Source organism: Winogradskyella bathintestinalis, assembly GCF_030407435.1.
In the GTDB taxonomy this organism is placed as follows: domain Bacteria; phylum Bacteroidota; class Bacteroidia; order Flavobacteriales; family Flavobacteriaceae; genus Winogradskyella; species Winogradskyella bathintestinalis.
Map to the genome: position 1 here is coordinate 108,676 of NZ_JASDDK010000005.1, position 21,298 is coordinate 129,973.

Genomic DNA, 21,298 nt, shown 5'->3' on the forward strand with positions numbered 1-21,298 from the left:
TTCTATTTTAAATTTGCAACTTCAAATGAGAAATTATTTATAACAAGTCTTAATAAGAATAATAAATTATCTAAAATAAAGATGAAGAAAGTAGCCTTAAGTTTATTTGTAATCGGGAGTTTAGTTACCTCATGCTCTAGTGATGATGACAATACAACAAGTGAAACACAAATAGCAGCTCCAGCAACCTACCAATTTGAAAGAAACGGAACTTCAACCGTAAGTTATGGTGGACAAACTACACGAATATTAATGGCAGGGGAATTAGTTTCAGGTTTTAGTGATACTTCAAAATCAGAAACAGATATCAGTGCTATGTTTGCACATGTAGAAGGAAATAATGACTTTTCTGATGTCGATTTAAATGCTTCCAATAAAAGTGTACGTAGTAAAACTGCGGCTTCTACAGACTACTATTCTGCAAACACTACGGCTGCGGCTGCGATAAAGGCAGATTTTGATGCTTTCATTACGGATCAAGTCAATAACGTATTCCCAAACTGGTCAATTGATGCAACTGCTGGAAATGCAGGACAGATTCAGCAAGCAGGTGGTGGTTCCATTCGTTATGTAAATGCTAAAGGTTTGGAAAACAATCAAGCTTTTGCAAAGGGATTGATTGGCGCATTGATGGCGGATCAAATACTTAATAACTATTTAAGTGTAGCTGTGTTAGATGCTGGCGATAATAGAGCAAACAATGACGCAGATGTTTTGGATGGTTCTAATAATTACACAACCATGGAACACAAATGGGACGAAGCTTTCGGTTATTTATATGGAACTGACGATGCTTTGGCACCACAGTTAGGCGCAGATAATTTTTTAAATAAATATTTGGCACGTGTGGAAAGCGATGAAGATTTTACTGGTATTGCTCAAGATGTTTACAATGCTTTTCAGTTAGGTAGAGCAGCAATCGTTGCTAAAAACTATACCGTTAGAGACACACAAGCAGATATTATTAGAGAAAAAATTTCAGAAGTTATTGCAATAAGAGCAGTTTATTATTTGCAAGCTGGTAAAGTTGATTTAGGTACGGATTACGCTTCTGCTTTTCATTCTTTATCTGAAGGTTTCGGGTTTATCTACAGCTTACAGTTTACACGTCAGCCAGGAACTGATAGTCCATATTTTTCAAAATCAGAAGTTGATGCTTTTACAACAGAATTAATGGAAGGTAACGGATTTTGGGATGTTACCTCTGAAACTTTAGACAATATGTCTGAAAGTATTGCTGCACGATTCAACTTTACAGTTGCACAAGCAGGAAGCTAAGCATTAAACAAAATTTCAAAGCATAAGCTGTCATTAGGTTGATAGCTTATGCTTATTTATATTTGCAAACTGAAAAATTTATTGAATATGTTTAAAAAAGCACTATTTCTAATGGCTATTATTTCTGTAGTGGCAGCCTGTAGTTCTTCGGATGAAGGTTCTGGAAATAACAATGATGATTTTGATAGAACAGCGTTATTGACGAATCTGTCCAACAATATTATTGTGCCTGTTTATCAGGATTTGAATACAAAGCTTGCAGATTTGGTAACTCAGAAAAATGTTTTTATCGCTGAACCAAATCAGGTTAATTTAGAGGCGTTTAGAACGTCTTGGTATAATGCATACAAAGTTTGGCAATCTGCTGAAATGATTAATATTGGTAGAGCAGCGGAAATCAACTATGTTTTTCAGATGAATATTTACCCAACAAATGTTTCTGATATTCAAAATAATATTCAATCACAGAATTACGATTTGGCTCATGTAAATAATAACGATGCGGTTGGTTTTCCAGCTTTGGATTATATGTTATATGGTTTGGCTGAAAATGATGCTGATTTGTTAGGTTTTTATACAACAAATTCGGAGGCTCCAAAATATTTGGCTTATACGTCAGATTTAACGGACCAAATGAACGCTTTAACACAAGATGTGACTTCAAGTTGGTCTAGTTATGCACAAACATTCATTAATAATTCGAATAATACAGCAACGGGCTCCATCAATAAGTTGGTCAATGATTTCATTTATTATTACGAAAAAGGATTAAGAGCGAATAAAATCGGAATTCCGGCTGGTAATTTTTCCGCAACACCTTTACCAGATAGAGTTGAAGCGCATTACAGAAGTGATGTCTCTAAAGCCTTAACTACCGAAGCGGTAACAGCAGTTAAAGACTTTTTTAACGGAAATTCTTATAATGGAAGTGCTTCTGGCGAAAGTCTAGCTTCTTATTTAGATTATTTGAATACTATTAAAAATGGCGAGGATTTAAGTACGCTCATCAATAATCAGTTCGATACTGCTCAATCAAAAATAGATATCTTAGATAGCAATTATATCCTTCAAATTAATACAGATAATACGAAAATGACTGAAGCTTACGATGCTTTGCAAATGGCAGTTGTGTTATTAAAGGTAGATATGTTGCAGGCATTGAATATTAGTGTTGATTATGTCGATGCTGATGGCGATTAAAATCAATTAAAATTTCAAAAGGGTTCTCAAAAATGAGAATCCTTTTTTTTGCTTTATGCTAAATAAACTTACTTCATATTTTAATACAGAAACTAGCGCAGCACCACTAGCTGTATTTAGGATTGGTTTTGGTATCATGATGTTGGCAAGTATCATTAGGTTTTGGTCTTACGGTTGGATTGAAAAATTATATATCGAACCAAAATTTCACTTCTCTTATTATGGGTTCGAATGGATAAAACCGGTTGGGAATTACACTTATTTTATTTTTATCATCTGTGGCTTATCAGCTCTTTTTGTGGCTTTAGGTTTTAAATACCGATTGGCAATTATAACCTTCTTCTTAAGCTTCACATATATTGAATTGATGGATAAAACCACCTATCTCAACCATTATTATTTTATAAGTGTGTTGAGCTTGTTATTGTGTTTTCTACCAGCAAATGCCTACTTTTCTTTAGATGCTATTAGAAGAAAGAAACAATACACCCAAATTCCAAAATGGACCATTGACAGTATAAAATTGTTATTAGGCTTAGTTTACGTTTACGCAGGATTAGCAAAAATAAACAGCGATTGGTTATTGAAAGCCATGCCCTTAAAAATCTGGTTACCTTCTAAATACGATTTACCATTTATTGGCGACAGCATTTTACAACAAGAATGGTTTCATATTGCTATGAGTTGGTCTGGAATGTTGTATGATTTAAGCATCCCATTTTTATTGCTTTATAAACGAACACGAATTTTTGCGTTCGTACTCGTTGTATTTTTTCACATATTTACGCGAGTTTTATTTCCAATCGGCATGTTTCCGTACGTTATGATTGTGGGAACATTGATCTTCTTCGATGCGAAAGTGCATGAACGTATTTTGAATATTTTCCGAAAACTTTTTCAATTTTTTAATTTGAAAGCTGTAAAACTTAAAGCTTCAAGCTATAGTTTTTCAAACCAAAAGATTATTCTACCAATTTTAGCTTTGTTTTTCGCTATTCAATTACTTTTGCCATTTCGTTATGTTTTGTATCCAAATGAATTGTTTTGGACAGAGGAAGGTTATCGTTTTTCATGGCGTGTGATGTTGATGGAAAAAGCCGGTTATACCGAATTTAAAGTTGTGGATGCTGAAGCAGGTCATTCGTTTTCGGTTAATAATTCGGGTTTTTTGACAACTTTTCAAGAAAAGCAAATGAGTACACAACCCGATTTTATCCTAGAATATGCTCAGTTTTTAGAGCATCATTTTAAATCGCAAGGACATCAAAATATTGAAATATATGTGGACAGTTATGTGGCACTCAATGGTCGCTCTAGTCAGCGATACATTGACCCAAAAGTAGATTTACTCAAACAAAACGAATCATTTAAACCCAAAAATTGGATTTTACCATTTAAGGATGAAATTAAAGGCTTATAGATTATTAATTGTATTTGTAATGTTATCTATTGTTGCAGTAGCGCAACAAAAAGTTTCAGGTGTCATTAAAAATAAACAAACGCAGCAACTACTAACAAATGTTGAAGTATATAGTAAAGTTTCAGGATTATTAGCAAGAACAAATGCTGAAGGTTATTATGAATTCACGACCAAGAAAGAGACACTTACTTTAATATTCTTTTCTTATGATTTTCAAATTTCTGAAGTTGAAATCATAATTAATGAAGATATTTCTTTAAATCAACAATTAGAACCAATTGGCGAAGCATTAACAGCTGTAGAAATCACATCAAGAAAAGCGAAAGTCTTTGAATTATCTCGATTACAAGACGTTGAGGAAACCGCCATTTATGCCGGGAAGAAAACGGAAGTCGTTTTGGTGGAGCAATCCATGGCAAACTTAGCAACGAATAATGCCAGGCAAATTTACAGTCAGGTGGCTGGATTGAATATTTACCAAAATGACGATGCAGGTTTACAGCTTAATATTGGAGGCAGGGGATTGGATCCAAACCGAACGGCAAATTTTAACACCAGACAAAACGGTTACGATATTAGTGCCGATGTTTTGGGCTATCCAGAAAGTTACTATTCTCCAGCGTCAGAAGGATTGAGTCAGATTCAAGTTATTCGTGGTGCGGCATCATTACAATATGGAACACAGTTTGGAGGCCTCATAAATTTTGTGATGAAAAAACCAAATCCCAACAAACCATTTGAGTTAATCACAAGAAATACCTTGGGAAGTTTCGGCTTATATACCAATTTTACAAGTATAAGTGGCACTAAAAATAAGTGGAGTTATTATACGTTTTTCAATTATAAAAAAGGGGATGGATTTCGACCAAATTCAGAATTTGAATCGAAAAATATTTACGCTCATATTGGTTATCAATTTAATAATAACACATCGGTAACAGGCGAATTAACTTACTTGAATTATTTGGCACAACAAGCAGGTGGCTTAACTGATGCGATGTATAACGATGATCCCTACCAAAGTAACAGAGCAAGAAATTGGTTTGAAGTAGATTGGTTATTGTACAATTTTAAGTTTGCCCATCAATTTTCTGAAGCGACCAATTTTACATTTAATTTTTTCGGTTTGAATGCTTCAAGAGACGCCTTAGGTTTTAGAACCAATAGAGTAGACCAACAAGATCCTGACAATGAACGCGATTTAATAAAAGGTGATTTTAATAACTTCGGGTTTGAAACACGATTATTAAGCCAATATCAAATTTGGGATAAAGACGCGACATTTTTAATAGGTGCAAAATACTACAATGCGGACAATAGCCAACAACAAGGACCAGGTTCTGATGGAAGTGGAGCAGATTTCAATATCAGGACGGATGTATTTCCAAACTACCCAAGCCAATCGGAATTTGACTTTCCTAATTTAAATGTAGCCGTTTTTGGGGAAAATATTTTTTATTTAAACGATAAATTCTCGGTCACGCCAGGCTTTAGATTCGAATATATTAAAACCCAAAGTGAAGGTTTTTACCAACGCATCAATACGGATGCAGCAGGCAATGTCATTTTTGAAGAAACCGTAGAAGACAATCGCAATTTCGAAAGAAACTTCGTGTTATTAGGTTTGGGCTTAAGTTATAAGCCAACTACAAGTTTAGAAGCTTACGGAAATATTTCCCAGAATTATCGTTCAGTCACATTTTCGGATATAAACATCAATAATCCTGCTTATGTTATTAATCCTAATATTACAGATGAAGATGGATTTACTATCGATTTAGGTTTAAGAGGGAATTACAATTCTTTTATGTCTTACGATGTTGGAGCATTTGCTTTGTTTTATAATGGCAGAATTGGTTTTGTTCAACAAGGTTTATCGGATGGTAGAGTAGTGAGTGAGCGCGGTAATATTGGTGATGCTGTAATGTATGGGGTAGAATCACTATTCGATTTTAATCTGAAGAAAGTGCTCAAAATGAATAATGATTTTAGTCTCAACTATTTTATAAACACTTCTTTTATAAATTCAGAATACACAAATTCTGACCAACCAGGAATTGAGGGCAACAATGTAGAATTTGTACCGGATTTAAATTTAAAAACAGGAATACGATTTGGTTATAAAAACCTCATGGCAAATGTGCAATACACCTATTTAGGTCGTCAATTTACCGACGCCACTAATTCTGTAGAATCCAATCTAAGTGGTGTTATTGGGGAAATACCTGAATACGATATTTTAGATGTATCACTTTCCTACACTTATAAAAGGTTTAAATTTGAAACAGGACTTAATAATGTATTAGACAATGCTTATTTTACGAGAAGAGCTACAGGTTACCCAGGTCCGGGAATTATTCCATCTGCACCACGAAATTGGTTTACGACTTTAGAAGTAACGTTTTAATGAAATAAAACCTTAGCATTCTTGTAATATAATTAACGACTGTCGGTGAATGTCAATTAAAAAAAGTCCTTATTTCTCAATAAGAACTTTTACTTTAATGCTTAAAGTTAGTGTAATAGGCTGTATACAAATTCGAATTCCACGTTCGCCACCCGCTTTAATCAGTGCTATGGATTACCGTTACTAGATTTCCATCTGTATCATTAATATTATAGAACAAATTATTTTAAATGAAGATAATGCGTTCAGACCTTAACCGTGTTTAAAACTGTCAGTGAAATATCAGGATCCTTAGAATAAAATAGTTGAGCGACCCATTTTGGCAATGGCACGATGATATGATTCAAATTTGACCAATAGGCAATATTCTGAGCAGCTACTTTAATTATCTGTTTTCTATTGATTAAAATGATAATATGAGTTAATATTTTAATAGCTCTCGGATTTTGTTTATCACAAATAGTGAAGTCATTTAGGGATCCTATTAAGTAATAGCTACTTACATAAACTTTTCTAGAACGAAAAACTTGCTAAAGGAAAAATAGAAAAATAACTCAGATTTTTATTTTTAATTAGACTCATTCTATATAAATTTGTCACAATTATGCATAGCTATATTAATTCATTCTAAATAAGAATAATTTATTTTAATTTTATCTAATTATCAATTCACTTGTAAAAATGAAAAGAGTAGTATCAGCCTTAGCACTTATCTTAGCAGTTACTTTACCTGGTAATGCTCAAAACAAGATAATGAAAGATCAAGACGCCATTAAGGCAATGTGTGGTTGTTTCGAGGTCACGTTTAACTTCACCGAGACATTTTCGTTCAGTAAAGATTCCTTGTATAGACCATCTGAAACTAAAACAGATTTAGGCTTAGAATGGGCACAACTAGTTACGGATGAAGACGATAAAATTTCCATTCAGCATTTACTGCAAGTGGGTACACCAGACCAACCAATGATTATTAAGCATTGGAGACAAGACTGGTTATTTGAAAATACAGATTTTTATAGGTATAACGGAGATAACGAATGGGTTTTTGAAGCTAAATCTAATGATGAAGTTGAAGGTCAATGGACTCAAAAAGTTTATCAAGTAGATGATAGTCCACGCTATGAAGGTTCTTCGACATGGGTGCACGTCGATGGAAAAAGTTATTGGGAAAATATAACTACTGCGCCATTACCTAGACGAGAACGTACCAAACGAAGTGATTATAATGTGACGATAAGAGGAAATAGACAAGAAATTACAGATTATGGTTGGTTACACGACCAAGACAATGCTAAAGTTATTAGAAAAAACGGTAAAAAAGATGTTGTTTTAGCTAAAGAAAAAGGGTATAATACTTATGTAAAGGTTGATGATAGCAGATGCCAACCAACAATTGATTGGTGGAAAGCCAACCAAAATAAATGGGCATTAGTTAGAGCTAAATGGGACGAAGTTTATGGAAGAAATAAAGATTTAATTCTAAACACTAAGGTAGATAATAAACCACTTTATAAACACCTGTTTAACGAAGATGTAGTAGAGCAAAAAGAAATTAATAAGACAATTGAATCATTTATAAAATAATTATATGAAATATTTTAAATCAAGTTTAGTAGGACTAATTTTAGTATTATCGTTGCACGGTTTTGCACAAGAGAATAAATTTTTAGATCGAAAATTTTGGGATTCAAAACCGAATGTAGAAAGGGTTAAAACAGCAATTAAAAACGGTAATAATCCGGCTGAAGCCAATAGCAATAATTTTGATGGTGTTGTTTATTCTATTTTGCAAGAAACCCCTTTCGAAACTATTACGTATCTAATGTCTCAAAAAGGAAATGATGTCAATAAATTAACACACGATGGAAGAACTTATATTTTTTGGGCTGCTTATAAAGGCAATGTTAAATTAGTACAATACCTCTTAGAAAATGGTGCTAAAACAGATATTACTGATGATAAAGGGAATACTATAATTCATTTTGCAGCTGGAGCAGGGCAAAAAAACACCAAAATTTATGACCTTATTTCCGCAAAGAATTCAGAATTAATTCATCAAACTAATCCTAGTGGTGCAAATGCATTGTTACTAGCTGCACCAAATGATACCAATTTTAAATTGATTCAATACTTTCAATCAAAAGGCTTAGATATAAATAGTGTTGATGCTCAAGGTAACGGTATTTTCAACTATGTTGCAAAAAATGGCAACGTTGAATTAATGAACGCCCTTTTAGAAAAAGGAATTAAAGGGACCAATCAAGCTTTCCTTTTTGTCGCTGCTGGAACTCGCGGAAAAACTAATGGTATCGAAATTTATAAATATTTAGAAAGTGTTGGTTTAAACCCTAAAGTGTATAATGAAGAAGGCGTTTCTGCATTACATATTATCGCTTCGAGAAGTGAAGATGTAGACATAATCAACTATTTATTAGAAGCAGGTTTAAAGGTTAGCACTAAGGACAATTATGGTAATACTGCGGTAATGAATGCGGCCTCTAGAAATAATCTCAAAGTGGTTAAGTTATTAGCAAATAAGTTAGAAAACATCGATAATGTTAACAAAGAAGGACAATCAGCTTTGACATTAGCGGTAGAAAATAATACTTCTGATGTGGTGGACTTTTTAATAAATAAGGGTTATGACACTACCATAATTGATTTAGACGGAAATAATCTAGTCTATTATTTAGTAGATTTTTATTCACCGAAAAATAGAGATGAGTTTTTAAAGAAACTCAATTTATTAAAAGACAACAATGTCGATTTATCTGCGGTGCAAAAAAACGGAAATACGTGGTTTCATTTAGCGGTTGAAAAAAATAGTATTGATTTGTTAGAATTAGCAACAACATTACAGCTAAAGCAAGATATAAATGCTAAAAACAGTGATGGCAATACTGCCCTGCATATAGCAGCAATGAAAGCCACTGACGATGCGGTTCTTAAATTCCTTATTGATAAAGGCGCAAATAAAACATTGGTTACTGATTTTGAAGAATCGGCTTATGATTTAGCAAAAGAAAATGAATTATTAGAAAAAAATAACGTTTCAATCGAATTTTTAAAATAAAATTAAATATGAAGAATATAAAATTGGTGAGTCTATTTGTCGTTCTATTTCTAAGCTTAGTATCTTTTTCAACCTTAGAAGAAAGTTCAAAATATAAATGTATGATTCAAATGACGAATTATACAGGTGAAGGTGCTTATGTTGTTATTTCACTAATAAATCCTGACGGTGAATACGAAGAAACACTATATGTACAAGGTGATGATGATGAGTGGTACAATACAGTAGAGTCTTGGTGGAATTTTTACGGTAAGAAACGTCAAAACATAGATGCCATTACAGGGGCCACTATAAGTGGAGGACAACGTGCAATTACGGTTATAGACATAGAAGATAATAAAATAGATACTGGTTACAAACTTAGATTTGAAACAGCTGTTGAAAATCAAGAATATTACACAACTGATGTAGAATTTGAACTTACCTCAGATAACGTAAAAACCAAAATCGAAGGGCAAGGTTTCATTCGTTATATCCGAATGCTACCGCAAAACAACTAAAGTTATGACCATTTCTATATGGAGATATAGTCATTTAATTTTGGCTGTAATATCATCATTATTCATATTAATAGCATCAGTCACTGGTGCTATTTTAGCGTTTGAGCCTATCTCCAACCAGTTACAGCCATTTGCTATAGAGGATGGAAATATGGTTTCACTTGCCGAAATATTGCCAACTTTACAACAAAATTATGACGAAGTTTTTACAGTTGAAATTGATAAAAATAATTTTGTTAGTACTTCCGTTATTACTAAAGAGGGGAATAGTGAAACGTTTTACATCAATCCATTTACAGGAGAAAAATTAGGTGAAATAATAAAAAAAGCACCGATTTTTGAGTTTGCTACCAATTTACATCGATCGTTATTTTTAAAAACAACAGGTCGGATTTTAATAGGGGTCGTCTCGTTTCTACTATTTATTATTGCAATTACAGGTATACAATTAATACTGAAACGCCAAGGTGGTTTAAAACGTTTTTTCTCAAAGGTTGTTAAAGAGAATTTTGAACAATATTACCATGTTGTAATAGGGAGATATACTTTAATTCCTATTATAATTATTACACTTACAGGCGTATTTTTATCACTTGAAAAATTTAATTTACTTCCAGACTCTAAAATTTCTCACAATTATCCAGAGCCAACCGAAATTGATAATCCATTAGAAATAGACAATTTTACAATCTTTCAAGATATAAAACTTAACGATGTAACAAGTGTTGAATTTCCATTTTCAGACGATATTGAAGATTATTTTATTATTAAATTAAAAGGCAAAGAATTACTCGTTAATCAATTTTCTGGTGAAGTTGTAAGCAATCAAAACACATCATTCGTTGCCTTAATTTCTAATTGGAGCTTAATTCTACATACCGGACAAGGTACTGTAATTTGGTCTATAATATTGTTAATCGCCAGTTTGGCAATTTTGTTTTTTATGTATTCTGGTTTCGCTATGACTTTAAAACGTCGAAGAGCAACTTCAAAAATCAAGAATAAATTCACAAAAGATAATGCGGAATATATCATTCTCGTAGGTTCAGAAACAGGTCACACATTTAATGCCGCCAAATTGTTTTATAACGCGCTCATTGAAACCAGCCAGTCGGCATATATTTCAGTTTTAAATGATTATTCAACTTATAATGAAGCTAAACAACTAATTATTTTCGCCGCTACTTATGGAGAAGGAGAAGCGCCAAATAGTGCTTCAAATTTTAAACAATTATTTAAGAAAGTAAATCCGCAGCAAAATATTCAATATGCTGTAATAGGCTTTGGTTCCTTCATGTATCCCGATTATTGTAAATATGCAGTTGAAGTGGATTTGTTGTTGCGAAATCACGAAAAATTCGATGAGAATTTACCACTTTTCAAAATAAATAATCAATCATTTGAAGAATATAAATTGTGGATAAACCAATGGAACCATCAAAACAATCTAGATCTAAAGATTCAATTTAAAAGACCTAAAATTAATTTAAAAAATTTAAAGGAATTCAGAGTTGTTAATAAAACAAAACCCAATATAGACAATTCGTTTTTGGTGCAATTACGGCCACTTAAAAAAAGTAAATTTTCATCTGGAGATTTATTGTCTGTATTTCCTGAAGTTGATTTTATTGAGCGCCAATATTCCATCGGAAAAATCGAAAACGATATTTTATTAAGCATTAAAAAGCATGAGTTTGGCGTATGTTCTACCTATTTTAATAATTTAAAAGTGAACTCAATTGTAAAAGCTAAAGTGAAACGAAATTTCGATTTTCACTTTCCTAATACCACCAGTGAAGTGGTAATGATTGCCAACGGAACGGGAATCGCACCATTTTTAGGAATGGTTTCCGATAATGCCAATAAAATTAAAACACATTTGTTTTGGGGAGGGAGAACGAAAGACTCCCTTAAACTTTATAAGAATATCATAGACGAGGCTTTAAATGAACAAAAGCTGACCAACTTTTATACCGCCTATTCTCAAGAGCAAAAAGATAAAATTTATGTTCAAGATTTAATTTTAGAACGTCAAGAACTATTGTCTCAAGTATTAGATAACAACGGCATCATAATGATTTGTGGTTCTATAGCCATGCAAAATAGAGTCTTAGAGGTTTTGAATATAATAACAACGAGACATTTAAATAAGGCATTAAGCGAATTTGAAAGCAACAGTCAGCTTAAAAAAGATTGTTATTAATCGTCAATAGATTAAGAACTGTTGTAAATAGCGTTTTATTTGTAATATTTTGTAAATATAAATTGTACTTTTGCGTGCAATTAAATTCTAATTGCCATGAAAGCACACGAAAATAAAATTGTGGGAGAAGGTCTCACATACGATGATGTACTCTTAGTGCCAGCATTTTCAGAAGTTTTGCCTCGCGAAGTCAATATTCAAACAAAATTCACCCGAAATATTACTATTAACATTCCTGTGATTTCCGCAGCTATGGATACGGTTACGGAAAGCAAAATGGCAATTGCCATGGCGCAAGAAGGTGGTATTGGTGTGCTTCACAAAAACATGACTATTGAACAGCAGGCAGATAAAGTACGTAGAGTTAAACGTGCTGAAAGTGGTATGATTATCGATCCGGTCACTTTGCCATTAACCGCAACTGTCTTTGATGCTAAATCAAATATGGCTGAGCACCGTATCGGTGGAATACCAATTGTAGATGATAATGGAAAACTAAAAGGCATAGTGACCAATCGCGACTTGCGTTTTGAGCATGAAAACCAAAAGCCTATAGTTGATGTTATGACTAAAGAAAATTTAGTTACTGCAGCAGTTGGTACTTCTTTAAAAGATGCCGAAAAAATTCTACAACAGAACAAAATTGAAAAATTACTCATCGTTGATGATAATTATAAATTAGTTGGACTGATCACTTTTAGAGATATTACTAAAGTAACTCAAAAGCCAAATGCCAATAAAGATTCGTACGGAAGATTACGTGTGGCTGCTGCCATCGGAGTGACTGGTGATGCTGTTGAAAGAGCATCTGCCTTGGTGAATGCAGGTGTAGATGCGGTTATTATTGATACGGCCCACGGCCATACGAAAGGCGTAGTCATGGTATTGAAAGATATTAAAAAGAAGTTCCCAGAACTTGAAGTTATAGTCGGAAACATTGCAACCGGCGAAGCTGCCAAATATTTAGTAGAAGCTGGTGCAGACGCGGTTAAAGTTGGTATTGGACCTGGCTCAATTTGTACTACAAGAGTTGTAGCAGGTGTTGGTTTTCCACAGTTTTCTGCAGTTTTAGAAGTTTCAGCGGCAATAAAAGGTACTGGTGTTCCCGTAATTGCGGATGGAGGTATTCGCTATACAGGAGATATCCCTAAAGCAATTGCAGCTGGTGCAGACACAGTAATGTTAGGTTCACTACTAGCCGGTACAAAAGAGAGTCCGGGAGAAACAATTATATACGAAGGCCGAAAATTTAAATCCTACAGAGGTATGGGATCGGTTGAAGCTATGAAACAAGGTAGTAAGGACCGATATTTTCAAGATGTTGAAGACGATATTAAAAAGTTAGTTCCTGAAGGTATTGTTGGCCGTGTACCTTACAAAGGAGAATTGGTAGAAAGTATCCATCAATTTGTAGGCGGACTTAGAGCAGGTATGGGCTATTGTGGCGCAAAAGATATTGAGACTCTAAAGGAGTCGGGTCGTTTTGTTAAGATTACAAGTTCTGGTATTAATGAAAGCCACCCTCATGATGTGACAATTACCAAAGAGGCACCGAATTATTCGCGTTAATTTATCTCTACGAAATCAGAAATCGCAATTTCATATTATAAAAAAAAACAGCATCGTTACTACATGCTGTTTTTTTTGTTTGGTAAAATTTTCTAATTTATTTAACTAGTTTAAATGTCTTAGAATTTTCAATTTTCAACATATAAATGCCCTGAGTCAATTGCTTTGCATCAATATAATTATGGTTTTGACTGAGTTGAGTTTCTATGATCATTTTACCATTAATATCGTATAGTTTAACTTCGGTGTTTTTTAGTAGTCCGTTTACCACAATTTGATCATTAGAGCTAAGAACCGAAACATCATTGGTATTAATATCTTCAACCGATAATGAGGAATCAACAATACTTACAATTCTTCCGTTGCCAGCTTCTTCTAATATCATATAAATAGTATTTCCAATTATAGCAACATCTCTAAAATTTGCATTGAAATCCATTCCATCGTTAGTTTCATCTTGGTATGTAGTGTTTTGTGCTACGTTCTCTAAATCTGAAGATAAATCATCTAAATCTATTTTTTGAAGTAAATAATTTGCTGAAATGTACAATTCGTTGCCTAAGACTGTAAGACCTCTAGGAGTACTGAGATTTATTAAAAAATTATCTACAGTAGGTTCTATTTGATTTGCGTTGAATTTGTGTACAGTAGCGTTGTCTATATCTGAGACGTACAAGTCATTATTATAGAACACTATATCTTGGGCAACACCATCACTAAGATCACTTACTATAACTGTAGCAGTAGGGTTTGGTACTGAAACATCAATTTTATCGATATGTGTGGTAAATGGTTCATAATTAGGAGGATTGTCTAGTGTCTCAGCAGAAAAATAAATAGTATTTCCGTTTATGGTTAATGCATTTATAAATTCAGTAGTGGAATATATTAATTCCAAGGAACTCGATAAATTGTCTAAATCGAGTGCCATAATTCTAGACCCCAAGAAATTCCCAGTAGATTCTTCGTAATTTTCTATAGCCATATATAAGGTACTTTCGCTGAGCGTTAGGTTATACATAAAATGATCAGGCTCAGGTGTGTAAATTACTGTGGTCGTAGGTGTCGGTGTACTCGTATCAATTTTGTATAAATCTTCGTAGCCAAGGACATACAAGTCGGTCCCATCTGCAATCATTTTAATTGGCTCAGTTAAATTTTCTACGAAAGGGGAGACCTCAGTTTGAGAGTTAACATTAAGTGTTGCAATAATAAATGTTAGTACATAAAGTAGTTTTGTTTTCATAATAGATTTAGGTTATTAGGTTAAAAAAATTATTAAGATTGTTGCGTAATCAATTTTAAAACATAGGAAATATTTTACAGAACTTATCTTTTTTATTTCACATAAATAACAAAAATAATTTATAAAGCAATGAAAAACAGTTAAATATTAATTGCTAGAAATTTTATATAGTTTCAGAAAGTGAACGTAATTCGGTTTAGAATAAGCTGCAATTTTTTAATATGCGCTAATATAATTCGCATCTAAGACAAGAAATATCTACGTTCCAAATTAGCTTTGTATTGAACCAAAAAAAATAAAAAAATGTCTATACTTACTATTATTCTTTGCATTCTTTTGCCACCGTTGGCAGTATTCTTAAAACATGGATTGGGAAGTGAATTTCTTATTAGTCTATTATTAACGTTAGTGGGTTGGCTCCCAGGTGTTATATATGCATTTTATGTAACTGGTAAGTAAAAAAAATAAATTATGGAAAATATATTAATAGCTGGTGCTAATGGTACTACAGGAAAACATATCGTTAATCTCTTAAAATCCTCACAATATTTTAAACCGGTAGCAATGGTAAGAAAAGAGGAACAGTTAAAACAGTTTGAAGCAGATGGTGTATCTGCTGTTTTAGCAGATTTGACTGAAGATCTTACCCATGCTGTAAAAAATGTAGATAAGGTAATTTTTGCAGCTGGATCAGGAGGGAAAAATGTAGTGGAAGTTGACCAAGAGGGAGCAAAACGCTTAATGGCAGTTTCTAAAATGGCGAATGTCAACAAATTTGTAATGTTAAGCTCTATGGGTGCAGATCAGCCAGAATCGGTTGACGATTTAAAAGACTATTTAAAAGCGAAGCAAAATGCGGATAATCATCTTAGAAATAGTGGATTGAAATACACCATTGTTAGACCAGGAACTTTGAATAATTCTGAACCTACAGGAAAAATTGAACTAAAAGAAAATTTAAATAAAAAAGGTGAGATTAGTCGAGAAGATGTAGCACAAACATTAGTAAGATCATTAAATGATGACGCTCCATATAACACTACTTTTGAAATTTTAAAAGGCGACACTCTTATTGGTGAAGCTTTAGATACTTTGAATAGTAAATGATTTAAAAAATTTAGAACACCGCTAGGTGTAGTAATAGGAAGAGGTACTTTAAACAAAGTACCTCTTTTTTTATTTCAAATGAGTATAAAAGCATGTTAACTAATATAATTCCAAATATTTCGATATTTACTCATTTGTCTGTAAGTACTAAGTATAACGTTGTGTTCTGGTTGACTTAGGCTAGGATCTGATTTTAAAATATTTTTTGCATAATAGCGTGATTGTTCTAAAATATCCTTGTCTTTTACAATGTCGGCTATTCTAAGATTTAAAATGCCACTTTGTTGAGTGCCCATAATATCGCCTGGACCTCGAAGTTTTAAGTCAACTTCGGCAATTTCGAAGCCATCACTACTACGAACCATAGTTTCAAGTCGTGTTTTACTATCTTGGCTTAATTTATGGCTCGTCATAAGAATACAATAACTCTGTTCTGCACCACGTCCAACACGTCCACGTAATTGGTGCAATTGAGACAAGCCAAAGCGTTCTGCACTTTCAATAATCATAACCGAAGCGTTAGGGACATTTACACCAACTTCAATCACGGTTGTAGCCACCATAATTTGAGTTTCGCCGTTTACAAAACGCTGCATTTCGTAATCTTTATCAGCGGGTTTCATTTTTCCATGAACAATTGAAATTTGGTAATCAGGCATAGGAAACTCTCTAGAAACACTTTCATAGCCGTCCATTAAATCTTTATAATCCATATTTTCGCTTTCTTGAATTAACGGATAGACAATATAAATTTGTCGTCCTAAAGCGATTTCATCTTTCATAAATTTAAAGACTTTCAATCTATTATTATCAAATCTATGTACCGTTTTTATCGGTTTTCTTCCTGCTGGTAATTCGTCAATTACAGATATGTCTAAGTCTCCATAAACAGACATTGCTAACGTTCTCGGAATTGGAGTTGCAGTCATAACTAGAACATTGGGAGGAAGCTCATTTTTATGCCATAATTTTGACCTTTGTGCAACCCCAAATCTATGTTGTTCATCTATAATTGCAAGCCCTAAATTTTTGAATTTAACCTTATCTTCAAGTAAGGCGTGAGTACCAATTAAAATCTGCAAATCACCATTTTCTAAATTTTGATGAATAATTTTTCTATCTGAAGTTTTAGTTGATCCTATAAGTAGTGATATACTGATACCTAATGGTTTACATAGTTCATATAATCCTTGGTAGTGTTGAACTGACAAAATAGCAGTAGGGGCCATTAAGCAACATTGGAATCCGTTATCAAGTCCCATTAACATTGACATGAAGGCGACTATGGTTTTGCCTGAGCCTACATCCCCTTGCAAAAGTCGATTCATCTGCGCATTACTCCCTAAATCTTGTCTAATTTCTTTCAGAACACGTTTCTGCGCATTGGTCAATTCAAAAGGTAGATGATCTTTATAAAAGGTGTTAAAATATGCTCCAACGGTATCAAAAGTAAAACCTTTAATTTTCGATTTATGAATGAGATTTTTAATAATTAATTGCAGTTGAATGTAAAATAATTCTTCAAATTTTAATCGAAATTGTGCCTTAGAAAGTAACTCTGGAGTCTTTGGAAAATGGACATTGAAAAGGGCGTCAGATTTCGAGATTAATTTTAATTCACCCATCAATGTTTTTGGTAAGGTTTCAACAAATCGGCCCTTAGTTTCCAAAAATAGTTGTTGCATAATTTTGGTGACCACTTTAATCGTGATTCCCTTATTTGATAATTTTTCTGTTGATGGATAAATAGCTTGCATAGCTGAACGTAAATTACTTTCGTGCTCAGATTGAAGTTCAATTTCTGGATGTGGCATACTATATTTACCACTAAACCAATTTGTTTTTCCAAAAATCACATAAGGTTGACCAATTTTTAAGCTTTCGCGTATCCATTTTTGACCTCTAAACCAAACGAGCTCCATTGTACCGGATTCGTCTTTAAAAGTGGCGACTAAACGTTTACCACGCTTCTGTGCCACCTCTTTAAAACCTGTAATAACACCGATAATTTGAACTTCTGCATTATTGCGCTGCAGTTCATTGATTTTATAATGTTTAGTACGGTCGATATAACGGTTTGGAAAAAGATTAATTAAATCTTGATAGGTATGAATACCCAACTCTGAGCGTAATAAGTCCGCTCGGTTTGGACCAACACCTTTGAGATAATCAATGGGAGTTTGTAATTTCACACTCATAATTGCGAATTTACAAATTCCTGCGAATGCAGGAATCTCTCGCGTTGAAGAATTTAATATGTTTTAATGAATACCCCTTTTTTTTATCGTTTAGTTAATATAGAGAATGACTAATTATCTGTTTTAGATTTTAGTTCTTGTGATTTAAATATTGAATTTTGTAATTTGGTCTCATTCTAGCTCAAATCTCATTTATGAAGAATTTCCAAATTATAATTTACTTATTAATTTTTAGTTTTTCCTCTGCGCAACAAACTGAATTTCTCGATTATTTAAAATTAGATGCAGATATTAGGTTTAAACCAGATTCAGCAAAGGTGTTAGGATCGGGTACTTACGCATTTAAAATTCTAAAAGCTGTTGATTCTATATATTTAGATGCCAAAAAAATAAAATTTGAATCTGTAAAATTGCTAAACGAAGCATCTAATAATTTTAGTTTTAAAAATACGGAAGACAAATTATGGTTAAAATTTAATTTTCAAAAAGATAAAACTTACCAATTATCTTTTCAATATGAAGCCACACCTAAAAAAGCATTATACTTTATAAAGAGGAAACGCGACTGGCAAATCTGGACGCAAGGTCAAGGGAAATATACTAGCAATTGGTTGCCTAGTATTGATGATGTAAATGACAAAATAGAATTCGATTTGTCAATAACATATCCAAATGGTTATCAAGCCTTGGCAAATGGAAAATTAATAGACAAACAAATAGGAGATTCATTAACACGCTGGAGTTACGATATGCAAAAACCAATGTCTAGTTACTTAGTGGCGCTTGTTATTGGCGAATACAAAAAGAAAATAGAGACCTCCGCAAATGGCATTCCATTAGAGTATTACTATTACTCAGAAGATTCCTTAAAAGTAGAGCCAACGTATCGCTATTCTAAACAGATGTTCAATTTTTTGGAAGAAGAAATAGGGGTAGGCTATCCATGGCAAAATTACAAGCAAGTGCCTGTGCATGATTTTTTATATGCTGGCATGGAAAATACAAGTCTTACTATTTTTTCAGATGCTTTTGTAGTGGACGCTATTGGATTTAATGATAAAAACTATGTGAATGTCAATGCACATGAGTTGGCACATCAATGGTTTGGTAACTTGGTTACAGCTCAATCTGGTGAACACCATTGGTTGCAGGAAGGTTTTTCTACATATTATGCTGCTCTAGCAGAACGTGATGTTTTTGGCGATGATCAGTTTTATTTTAATCTACTTGAGTCAGCCATAGACTTGGGTAAGCAAGATATTTCTGGTAGCGGGACGTCACTTTTAAATCCTGAGGCGAGTAGTTTAACGTTTTATCAACGTGGTGCATGGGTTTTGCATGCCTTACGCACTAAAGTGGGTGATCAAGTGTTTAAGGGCGCCATTAAAAATTATATCGCAAAGCATCAATTTAAAAATGTGGAAACTTCAGATTTTATAAAAGAAATAGAACGTTTATATGGACAGTCATTATCTGGGTTTGTGAATTTATGGATTAAACAGAAAGCGTTTCCTGTGGATAATGCTTTTGATATTTTGCAGCAGCAATCAACTTATATCAATGAGTTTCTAATGGTAGATTGCCAGGCAAAATCCTCGAAATGTGCAGACTATTTAAAATATTATGTTTCCGAAGAAGCGAAAGCAAAAATTATATCTCAGGTTCCAGAATTAGTAACTCCCGCTACGTTTAATAATGGCTTAATAGTGCGGCAGGCGATTTCACAATATGTTCGTCAAATACCCAAAAGTTTAAAGGAACGTTATGAATCGTTATTAGATGATGCATCATATATTACCATAGAAAATGCCTTGTACAATTTATGGACTAGTTTTCCTGAAGAACGGTCAAAATATTTATTTAAAACTAGAAACATTCAGGGTTTTCACGATAAAAATGTAAGACTATTATGGATTGTTCTAAACCTAAGCACACCATTTTATGATGCGGATAATAAACAGGCTTTATTTAATGAGTTGGTTGATTACACTGGCGATGCTTATAATGCAGATTTAAGAATGAATGCATTTCGATATTTAAAGATGATAAACTCATGTAAAGAAGAGTGTCTGGTTAATTTAGAAAATGCAAAATCGCATCATAATTGGAGATTAGTTAAGTTTGCTAAACAACTTACTGAAGAATTACAACAAAAAAACTAAGTAATGCGCGCATTGGTCATATCTGGGGGTGGAAGCAAAGGAGCATTTGCAGGTGGTGTGGCGCAATATCTTATTGAAAACAAAAAACACGAATACGATTTGTTTATTGGTACATCAACAGGAAGCTTGTTGGTGTCTCACTTGGCCTTAAAACGTGTTGAAAAAATAAAAGACGTTTATACTAATGTAAATCAGGCTTCGATTTTTGATAGTTGTCCTTTTATAACTAAAAGAAAAAAAGGTGTAGTAACTATTGGTATTAATCATATAACGGTACTTTTAAATTTGTTTAAAGGCTATAAAACTTTTGGAACAAGTGTAAATCTTAAAAAACTTATTAAAAACACATTGTCAGAAGATGAATTTATTGCACTTAAAAAAGGCAATGCAGATGTTATAGTTACGGTTTCAAATCTATCACTAAATCAAGTGGAATATAAATCGATAAAAGATTTTGAATATGAAGCGTTCTGTGAATGGGTTTGGATATCTTGTAATTATACGCCATTTATGTCCTTGGTGAAGAAAAACGGTTGCGAGTATGCGGATGGAGGCCTAGGCTCTATGGTGCCAATTGAAGAAGCTATTAAACGCGGTGCTACAACTGTAGATGCAATTATTTTGCAAACCGAAGTATCTCAACTCAATAGAATGCCTTCTATTAATGCTTTTTCATTATTGACCAATATGTTTGCCTTTATGTTAGATAGAATTGAAAGTCAAAACATCAGAATAGGTAAATTTGTGGCATCAAATCAAAAAGCTATCATTAATTTTTATTATACTCCGACGGTTCTAACCACAAACTCCTTAATATTTGATAAAGTTAAAATGACCAAGTGGTGGAAAAGAGGTTTTCTTTATGCTAAATATAAAAATGAAGAAGTGAGTCAGTTGGAAACCGAATAATCGAATGTTGTCTAGATTTCATATAT

The 21,298-nt window shown here is 33.2% G+C and carries 15 protein-coding genes; 13 read left to right on the forward strand and 2 right to left on the reverse strand.

What is annotated here, in order from left to right:
* The first annotated feature begins 81 nt into the window (after positions 1-81).
* From QMA06_RS13105 to guaB, 9 genes are all read left to right on the forward strand, one after another.
* A complete protein-coding gene (locus tag QMA06_RS13105; protein WP_290207323.1) occupies positions 82-1,278 on the forward strand; it encodes a DUF4856 domain-containing protein in 1,197 nt (398 codons plus the stop codon).
* A gap of 87 nt (positions 1,279-1,365) precedes the next feature.
* Positions 1,366-2,478, forward strand: a complete 1,113-nt coding sequence (locus QMA06_RS13110) for an imelysin family protein (protein WP_290207324.1) — start codon at positions 1,366-1,368, stop codon at positions 2,476-2,478.
* Positions 2,479-2,533: 55 nt separating this feature from the next.
* Positions 2,534-3,898 carry an HTTM domain-containing protein gene (locus QMA06_RS13115; RefSeq protein ID WP_290207325.1) on the forward strand — a complete coding sequence of 455 codons (1,365 nt, stop codon included), beginning with the start codon at positions 2,534-2,536 and terminating at the stop codon, positions 3,896-3,898.
* The gene (locus QMA06_RS13120; protein ID WP_290207326.1) at positions 3,879-6,305 is read left to right on the forward strand and encodes a TonB-dependent receptor domain-containing protein; all 2,427 of its coding nucleotides are present in this window, start codon (positions 3,879-3,881) and stop codon (positions 6,303-6,305) included. Before QMA06_RS13115 ends, QMA06_RS13120 begins: the two co-directional genes overlap by 20 nt.
* Positions 6,306-6,986: 681 nt before the next feature.
* Positions 6,987-7,889 carry a DUF6607 family protein gene (locus tag QMA06_RS13125; protein ID WP_290207327.1) on the forward strand — a complete coding sequence of 301 codons (903 nt, stop codon included), beginning with the start codon at positions 6,987-6,989 and terminating at the stop codon, positions 7,887-7,889.
* A 4-nt stretch (positions 7,890-7,893) separates the two neighbouring features.
* Positions 7,894-9,378 (forward strand): ankyrin repeat domain-containing protein, encoded by a 1,485-nt coding sequence (locus QMA06_RS13130; RefSeq protein WP_290207328.1) that lies wholly within the window; start codon positions 7,894-7,896, stop codon positions 9,376-9,378.
* Between the two features lie 8 nt (positions 9,379-9,386).
* Complete coding sequence (locus tag QMA06_RS13135; protein WP_290207329.1) at positions 9,387-9,878, forward strand: DUF2271 domain-containing protein; 492 nt, start codon at positions 9,387-9,389, stop codon at positions 9,876-9,878.
* 4 nt (positions 9,879-9,882) lie between these two features.
* Complete coding sequence (locus QMA06_RS13140; protein WP_290207330.1) at positions 9,883-12,081, forward strand: PepSY domain-containing protein; 2,199 nt, start codon at positions 9,883-9,885, stop codon at positions 12,079-12,081.
* A gap of 96 nt (positions 12,082-12,177) precedes the next feature.
* On the forward strand, positions 12,178-13,650 hold the full coding sequence (gene guaB, locus QMA06_RS13145) for an IMP dehydrogenase (protein WP_290207331.1): 1,473 nt from the start codon (positions 12,178-12,180) through the stop codon (positions 13,648-13,650).
* Positions 13,651-13,747: 97 nt separating this feature from the next.
* On the opposite strand, the gene QMA06_RS13150 is transcribed toward guaB, so the two are convergent.
* On the reverse strand, positions 13,748-14,896 hold the full coding sequence (locus QMA06_RS13150) for a T9SS type A sorting domain-containing protein (protein WP_290207332.1): 1,149 nt from the start codon (positions 14,894-14,896) through the stop codon (positions 13,748-13,750).
* A 303-nt stretch (positions 14,897-15,199) separates the two neighbouring features.
* Here QMA06_RS13150 and QMA06_RS13155 point away from each other — a divergent pair, with 303 nt between their 5' ends.
* Positions 15,200-15,355, forward strand: a complete 156-nt coding sequence (locus QMA06_RS13155) for a YqaE/Pmp3 family membrane protein (RefSeq protein ID WP_290207333.1) — start codon at positions 15,200-15,202, stop codon at positions 15,353-15,355.
* 12 nt (positions 15,356-15,367) lie between these two features.
* Positions 15,368-16,003 (forward strand): SDR family oxidoreductase, encoded by a 636-nt coding sequence (locus QMA06_RS13160; protein WP_290207334.1) that lies wholly within the window; start codon positions 15,368-15,370, stop codon positions 16,001-16,003.
* A gap of 95 nt (positions 16,004-16,098) precedes the next feature.
* Here QMA06_RS13160 and recG read toward each other — a convergent pair whose 3' ends face one another.
* Positions 16,099-18,201: an ATP-dependent DNA helicase RecG gene (gene recG, locus QMA06_RS13165; RefSeq protein ID WP_290207335.1), complete on the reverse strand. Its 2,103-nt coding sequence runs from the start codon at positions 18,199-18,201 to the stop codon at positions 16,099-16,101.
* A 194-nt stretch (positions 18,202-18,395) separates the two neighbouring features.
* Between recG and QMA06_RS13170 the strand changes: the two genes are divergently transcribed.
* Together QMA06_RS13170 and QMA06_RS13175 are read left to right on the forward strand one after the other, a co-directional pair.
* A complete protein-coding gene (locus tag QMA06_RS13170; protein ID WP_290207336.1) occupies positions 18,396-20,363 on the forward strand; it encodes a M1 family metallopeptidase in 1,968 nt (655 codons plus the stop codon).
* Positions 20,364-20,366: 3 nt separating this feature from the next.
* Positions 20,367-21,272, forward strand: a complete 906-nt coding sequence (locus tag QMA06_RS13175) for a patatin-like phospholipase family protein (RefSeq protein WP_290207337.1) — start codon at positions 20,367-20,369, stop codon at positions 21,270-21,272.
* The last annotated feature ends 26 nt before the right edge of the window (positions 21,273-21,298 follow it).

Coding starts and splice junctions, on each gene's coding strand:
- QMA06_RS13135 (WP_290207329.1), top strand. CDS start 9,387: ATGAAGAATATAAAATTGGTGAGTCTATTTGTCGTTCTATTTCTAAGC.
- QMA06_RS13115 (WP_290207325.1), top strand. CDS start 2,534: ATGCTAAATAAACTTACTTCATATTTTAATACAGAAACTAGCGCAGCA.
- QMA06_RS13105 (WP_290207323.1), top strand. CDS start 82: ATGAAGAAAGTAGCCTTAAGTTTATTTGTAATCGGGAGTTTAGTTACC.
- guaB (WP_290207331.1), top strand. CDS start 12,178: ATGAAAGCACACGAAAATAAAATTGTGGGAGAAGGTCTCACATACGAT.
- QMA06_RS13120 (WP_290207326.1), top strand. CDS start 3,879: ATGAAATTAAAGGCTTATAGATTATTAATTGTATTTGTAATGTTATCT.
- QMA06_RS13170 (WP_290207336.1), top strand. CDS start 18,396: ATGAAGAATTTCCAAATTATAATTTACTTATTAATTTTTAGTTTTTCC.
- QMA06_RS13110 (WP_290207324.1), top strand. CDS start 1,366: ATGTTTAAAAAAGCACTATTTCTAATGGCTATTATTTCTGTAGTGGCA.
- QMA06_RS13130 (WP_290207328.1), top strand. CDS start 7,894: ATGAAATATTTTAAATCAAGTTTAGTAGGACTAATTTTAGTATTATCG.
- QMA06_RS13175 (WP_290207337.1), top strand. CDS start 20,367: ATGCGCGCATTGGTCATATCTGGGGGTGGAAGCAAAGGAGCATTTGCA.
- recG (WP_290207335.1), bottom strand. CDS start 18,201: ATGAGTGTGAAATTACAAACTCCCATTGATTATCTCAAAGGTGTTGGT.
- QMA06_RS13155 (WP_290207333.1), top strand. CDS start 15,200: ATGTCTATACTTACTATTATTCTTTGCATTCTTTTGCCACCGTTGGCA.
- QMA06_RS13140 (WP_290207330.1), top strand. CDS start 9,883: ATGACCATTTCTATATGGAGATATAGTCATTTAATTTTGGCTGTAATA.
- QMA06_RS13160 (WP_290207334.1), top strand. CDS start 15,368: ATGGAAAATATATTAATAGCTGGTGCTAATGGTACTACAGGAAAACAT.
- QMA06_RS13150 (WP_290207332.1), bottom strand. CDS start 14,896: ATGAAAACAAAACTACTTTATGTACTAACATTTATTATTGCAACACTT.
- QMA06_RS13125 (WP_290207327.1), top strand. CDS start 6,987: ATGAAAAGAGTAGTATCAGCCTTAGCACTTATCTTAGCAGTTACTTTA.